Raw genomic sequence first — 4,938 nt, forward strand, 5'->3', positions numbered from 1 at the left:
AACTCAGGCTTCGTAAGCTGCTCAAGTTCCTCGCGATTCATGGATAGTGTGAATCATAGACGCGACCCCTTGGCAAGGGGGTGGGTAATTACCCGTCGCGCGCGAAGGCGGCAGCACCATGAGCCGCTTCGTCACCTTTTTTGCCAATGACCCGGGTTATCGGCGGTTCCTGGCGCTGCATCCGGGACTTTGGCCCGAAGTTGGCGTCCTCGATGACTCGCCGCTGCTGAACCATTTGCGCCGTTATCGCCGCCAGCTTGGTCTGCCCAGTGATCGTTTCTGTGATCGTTTTTGTGACCGCTGGTTCGCGCCCGCCCGCCGCTTCGTTCGCTGCAAGAGGAGTGCCTGATGACCTATCGCGAGTTCATCCGTTCCGGCTTGCCGCCAGCCCCCGAGCCCGACGATCTCAAGAAGCTTCGCCGACTGACCATGGTTGCGTGCTTCTCGTCGGCGCTGGCGCTGTTCATCGCCCGCTCGTTCGACAATCAGCCGCCTTTCTTGGCGGTGGTTTCACTGCTGGGCGGCGTCGTGGCCTTGTCGATGCTGGTGGTGTTCGCGCGCCGGAAATTCCGCCACGATCTTGGCCATTGGACGCCTGATCGTGTCGCGCTTCATCGCGGTGAAGCGATCCCGCTGCTCGATGATCAGGCGGCGGACCTCATCGACACTGATCGTTTGTCGCCCGACCGGCCGCTGGTGCGCTGATGTATTTTGCCGACCGCCATGAACTGCTGCTGCCCCCAGCGCCCGATACATTATGGTTCTGGGGGGCGCGAACCGTGCTGTGGATTTCTGGCATTGGCTTTGTCGCAGCGGTCAGCAGTCTTGGTGCCTTGGCTGCGGTTCAGTTTGGTCCCTATGCCAACAACCTTGTCTCTGTATTGGCCTGGGCGCCTGCCTGGCTCGCCCTGTACCTGGTCCATCTTGTCGTTCGCGAGCGTTATGAGCGGCTCTACTGGACCGCGGAGCGTGTCTCGAAGCTTTGCCCGTATTTGTGGCAATTGTATCTTGCTGGCTGCGTGGTTTCGCCATCCAGTAACGGCGCTCGCAGGGGGCCCGCCTCGTGAACCGCCTCAAGCGTCTTGCCGCTGTGCTGTCATTGGCGCTGGCGGTGATCATGGTGTCGTTGCCGCAGCGCGCGCAGGCCCAGGATGTTTGCCATGGCCGCTTTGTCAATCCGATAACCGATATCTGCTGGGGCTGCCTGTTTCCGTTAACCGTCGGGGAGATCCCGATCTGGCCCTCCTCAAAACCCGATACCGATAATCCGATCTTGCCGGTCTGCGCCTGTTTGAGCCCGTTGCCGCGTATTGGCATCGCTGTCGGCTTTTGGGAACCGGTGCGATTGGCCGATGTGACCATGAAGCCATGGTGCTTCGTCAACCTTGGCGGCATCAGCCTCGATCCGGGGTTCGCCATCGGACAGAAAACCCTTGCCGGCGCATCGGCCGTCGGCGGCAAACAGCAGATGACCGGTGGCTGGCACGTCCATTGGTATATGTATCCGCTGATCTATTGGCTCGAGCTGGTCGCTGACTTTCTCTGCCTCGAGCCCGGCTCGATCGACCTCCTCTATCTGACCGAGATCGATCCGCTGTGGCAGGACAGCGAACTGACACTGATCATCAACCCCGAAGCCGTTGTGTTCTCCAACCCGCTCGCTGTTGCTGCTTGCGCTGCCGATTGCGTCGCATCGACCGTGTCGAAACCCCTCGATCCTTTGTTCTGGTGCGCAGGCTGTCAGGGCACAATGTACCCTCTCAACGGAAACATCGCTGCGCAAAGCGGCCATGTTCAGGGCAGCCGGCTCGCACTCGACCGATTTGCGTTCAAGCTGCACCGCATGGGCATCGCCTGGGGCACGTCCGGCACCCAGGGTCTTTGCGACAAATACATCATGCCGATCATGCAGAAGTCGCAGTATCGGTTCCAGGCGACGAACCCGGTCCCGGGCTCGGGGCCCGGCGCCTGCATGCCGATCGGCGGCACGTCGATGGTGCCTGGGTCGGGCCAGATGCTCCCCGTTATCGGCGAGGACATGGGCTATCTCGTCTGGCGCAAACGCAATTGCTGTGTGCTGTGATGCGGCTCGATCTTGTCCTTCTTGCTGCGTTTGGGCTGACCGTCACCTGGGGCGTCGAAGCCTTTTCGCAGACGGTCGAAGGCGTTGAAGCCGGGCGGCTTCGCGCCGCCGCCAAGACGCAAATGGACGATGCAAAGCTTTTTACCGATGAGGTCGTCCGCCGCGGCCAGGCACTGCGCGACGAAGCCATTCTGACGCGCAAGGCGGCGCAGGCCAATACGATGCGGGCGCCGACAGCTTCGATCAAAAAACCTGTGCCGGGCATCTTCGACTTTGATGAACTTGTTGCCGCCGCCGGTTCAGTTCGGGAAGGTGCTACCGCACCTGAAGGCCCACGCTTCATCGCCTTTGCCAGCATGTCGATGCCGGTGAGCGCGCTGCGGGCCATGGTGCGCGACGTCTCCAAAGCCGGCGGCATGGTTGTCTTTCGCGGCTTCCAGAACAACAGCGTCAAACTGTTCAGCACGGCCATGATGAAGGTGGTCGACAAGGGGCAAAGCACCTCGGGGATCGGCATCGATCCGCGATTGTTCCGCGCATTCAACATCACGAGTGTCCCAGCTTATGTTGTCACCACGACCGACTTCACGCTTTGCGACGGCTTTTCCTGCGCCACGCCCCTGCCCCCGCATGATCGGATCGCCGGCAATGTCACTGCCGAGTTTGCGCTCGAGAAGTTCCGCGGCGGCGGCGGTCCCGGCGCTGCCGCCGCAGGGATCTACCTCAAGCGTCTGAACGCTGCTCAGCCGGCTGTGAAGCCGGTGGCGCGGGAGGGGCGATGATCGTCCGGCTCACCTCAGCTGCGAAGGCATTTGGCGTTGCGCTAGCCTTGCTTGCGGCCCCGGCGGCGTTGAATAGTCAGACTCCGACGCAAGCCGCCAAGACAGACGGAAAAGCCTTTGGTGGCACCGTGGCGCCGGTTGCGCTTTCGACGGCGCAGACCCCGCCGAACCCCGCCGACTTGCCCAATTTCACAGCCAACCCTACCGAGCAGTCCTACTATAGTGCGCCGGCAACGCTCGAGCCGGCAGGCGTAGCCCAGGCCCCCGGTTCAGTCGGCTATCAAGCCGTCACTGAATCGCTCGCAAATCGTGCCACCTTCCCTGCGAGCGAGATCAACACCACCGTCGCAGCCGGCAAGACGGTCATTGGCGACCCCTACACCTATGTCTCGGGGTTCAGCGCCAACGGGGCGCAAGGCACCTGTGTTCCGATCCCGTCCGCAGCCATCTCGCCCGGCACCTACGAACAGACCTGTAACACCGGCTACGTCCAGGACCCGGGCGCCGGCCCGCAGACCTGTCAGGTCACCCTCGACCACCAGTTCCAGATGGTCCACAAATATGAGTGCAGCGAACTCAACGCCGCGACCAACGGCACCGACGATTGCGCGTCCTTTGCCGGCTACTACCCTGGCACCTGTACCTACACCGGTTCCCGGCCAGGTACTTGCCTGTTGTTCTTCGGGCCCCCCAGCTTTGGCTGCGCCGAGCCGGGCGAGCCCGTCTCCCAGCTATCCTGTTCCTCGCTGGTGCCGGGCGGCACATTGTTGTCGTCCGAGAATGCGTATGTAGGCTCCACCCCCAACGACAGCGCGTGCGCCACCTGGAAGGCCGATTCCAACTGCACGCCGGACCCGGATATCTGCACCGACAGCACGCCTGTCACCCGCCTAGTCGCCGGCATGCCGGTAACCCAGCCATGCTGGGCTTGGGATCGAACCTATCAGTGCAGCGGCCCGCTCGTGCCAATGTCGGATTGCAGCGAACTCGATGCACTCGGCTGCACTTTCGTGCGCGAGCAGTGCATCACCGAAGAGTTGCCGTGCCTCACCGTCGATCGTGTCTATTCTTGCCCGATTCCGCCGGTCCCCCAGGTCAACCAGCAGATCTGTGATGCTGATGTTTACTGCCTCAACGGCGAGTGCTACACCATCGATCGCACGCCCAATACCGAATTCAAGGATGCCGTTGTCGCGCTCAACGCGATCAGCCAGGCCGGCAAGGAGTTCAACGAGGCGACCCTGGAGATATTCAAGGGCGACCGCCTGACCTGCTCCAAGACGATTTTTGGTCTCACCAATTGCTGTGTCCCGCGGGGTTTTCCGCTGCTGGGCGGCTGCAACGCCGAGGACATCGCGCTGAAAGATCGCCGCGAGGACGGCCAGTGCACCTATGTCGGCACCTATTGTGATCAAAAGGTGCTCGGTATCTGCCTTCGCAAGAAAGAGGCGCACTGCTGCTTCCTCTCCAAGATCAGCCGCATCCTTCAGGAGCAGGGCCGGCCGCAGATCGGCAAAGCCTGGGGCGATCCGAAGACTGAAGCTTGCGCCGGTTTCACCATCGCCGAGTTTCAGCAGCTGAACCTCGCGCTGATGGATTTCTCAGAAGTTTATGCCGAGTTCGTCGATGCCGCCAAGGTGCCCGCCGAGCTCGATGTCATGACCGAGATCCAGGCCAAGATCACCGCTTACTACGCAGCCAACGGGTTATGAGGAATCCCATGTCCATGTTCGGCTTGTTCGATCTCGCCCCTGTTTCGATCGGCGAGCTTGGCCTTGGGATTATGCTCCTTCGCAATGGCGCCGGCGGCATTCCCCGCCTCGCCGATGACCTTGCCATCTATTTCCGCTGCCCCGTCGCAGAGCCCGAAGTGCGCACGATCTACACCCGCATGGTCGAACGACATTGGGTGGCGGTCGATCCGGCCAACGCCGACAGCATCATCGTGACCCGCGAAGGTCATGACCTTCTCCTCGCAGATCGTGTCCCACAGCGTGGTGTAGGTTCGCGGTCTCGCCGCTTTGATCTCCGGCTTGGCCGGGTTGATCATGCTGCCATGGATGACAGCGTGAC

Annotated in this window: 7 protein-coding genes; 6 read left to right on the forward strand and 1 reads right to left on the reverse strand. The window is 61.7% G+C overall.

The annotated features are described in order from the left end of the window. Positions 1 to 118: 118 nt before the first annotated feature. The 6 genes from FHS79_RS18300 to FHS79_RS18325 are packed head-to-tail and all read left to right on the forward strand — an operon-like array spanning position 119 to position 4,577. The gene (locus FHS79_RS18300; protein ID WP_184203260.1) at positions 119 to 349 is read left to right on the forward strand and encodes a hypothetical protein; all 231 of its coding nucleotides are present in this window, start codon (positions 119 to 121) and stop codon (positions 347 to 349) included. Continuing rightward, positions 349 to 705: a hypothetical protein gene (locus tag FHS79_RS18305; RefSeq protein WP_184203261.1), complete on the forward strand. Its 357-nt coding sequence runs from the start codon at positions 349 to 351 to the stop codon at positions 703 to 705. The genes FHS79_RS18300 and FHS79_RS18305 overlap by 1 nt, the downstream gene beginning before the upstream one ends. Next, positions 705 to 1,067, forward strand: coding sequence for a hypothetical protein (locus FHS79_RS18310; RefSeq protein WP_184203263.1), 363 nt, complete (start codon positions 705 to 707; stop codon positions 1,065 to 1,067). The genes FHS79_RS18305 and FHS79_RS18310 overlap by 1 nt, the downstream gene beginning before the upstream one ends. Beyond that, a complete protein-coding gene (gene traU, locus FHS79_RS18315; protein WP_184203265.1) occupies positions 1,064 to 2,083 on the forward strand; it encodes a conjugal transfer pilus assembly protein TraU in 1,020 nt (339 codons plus the stop codon). The genes FHS79_RS18310 and traU overlap by 4 nt, the downstream gene beginning before the upstream one ends. After that, a complete protein-coding gene (trbC, locus tag FHS79_RS18320) occupies positions 2,083 to 2,865 on the forward strand; it encodes a type-F conjugative transfer system pilin assembly protein TrbC (protein ID WP_184203267.1) in 783 nt (260 codons plus the stop codon). The genes traU and trbC overlap by 1 nt, the downstream gene beginning before the upstream one ends. Further along, positions 2,862 to 4,577 carry a conjugal transfer protein TraN gene (locus FHS79_RS18325; RefSeq protein ID WP_184203269.1) on the forward strand — a complete coding sequence of 572 codons (1,716 nt, stop codon included), beginning with the start codon at positions 2,862 to 2,864 and terminating at the stop codon, positions 4,575 to 4,577. The genes trbC and FHS79_RS18325 overlap by 4 nt, the downstream gene beginning before the upstream one ends. Here FHS79_RS18325 and FHS79_RS18330 read toward each other — a convergent pair. Next, positions 4,556 to 4,938 (reverse strand): hypothetical protein (locus tag FHS79_RS18330; RefSeq protein WP_207792455.1); only part of this gene is annotated, 383 nt, incomplete at its 5' end. The genes FHS79_RS18325 and FHS79_RS18330 overlap by 22 nt on opposite strands.

It is taken from the genome of Polymorphobacter multimanifer (assembly GCF_014205635.1).
Taxonomy (GTDB): domain Bacteria; phylum Pseudomonadota; class Alphaproteobacteria; order Sphingomonadales; family Sphingomonadaceae; genus Sandarakinorhabdus; species Sandarakinorhabdus multimanifer.

What these genes read in the sequence shown, in the direction of transcription:
- FHS79_RS18325 (WP_184203269.1), top strand. Translation starts at nt 2,862, where the DNA reads ATGATCGTCCGGCTCACCTCAGCTGCGAAGGCATTTGGCGTTGCGCTA.
- FHS79_RS18305 (WP_184203261.1), top strand. Translation starts at nt 349, where the DNA reads ATGACCTATCGCGAGTTCATCCGTTCCGGCTTGCCGCCAGCCCCCGAG.
- trbC (WP_184203267.1), top strand. Translation starts at nt 2,083, where the DNA reads ATGCGGCTCGATCTTGTCCTTCTTGCTGCGTTTGGGCTGACCGTCACC.
- FHS79_RS18310 (WP_184203263.1), top strand. Translation starts at nt 705, where the DNA reads ATGTATTTTGCCGACCGCCATGAACTGCTGCTGCCCCCAGCGCCCGAT.
- FHS79_RS18300 (WP_184203260.1), top strand. Translation starts at nt 119, where the DNA reads ATGAGCCGCTTCGTCACCTTTTTTGCCAATGACCCGGGTTATCGGCGG.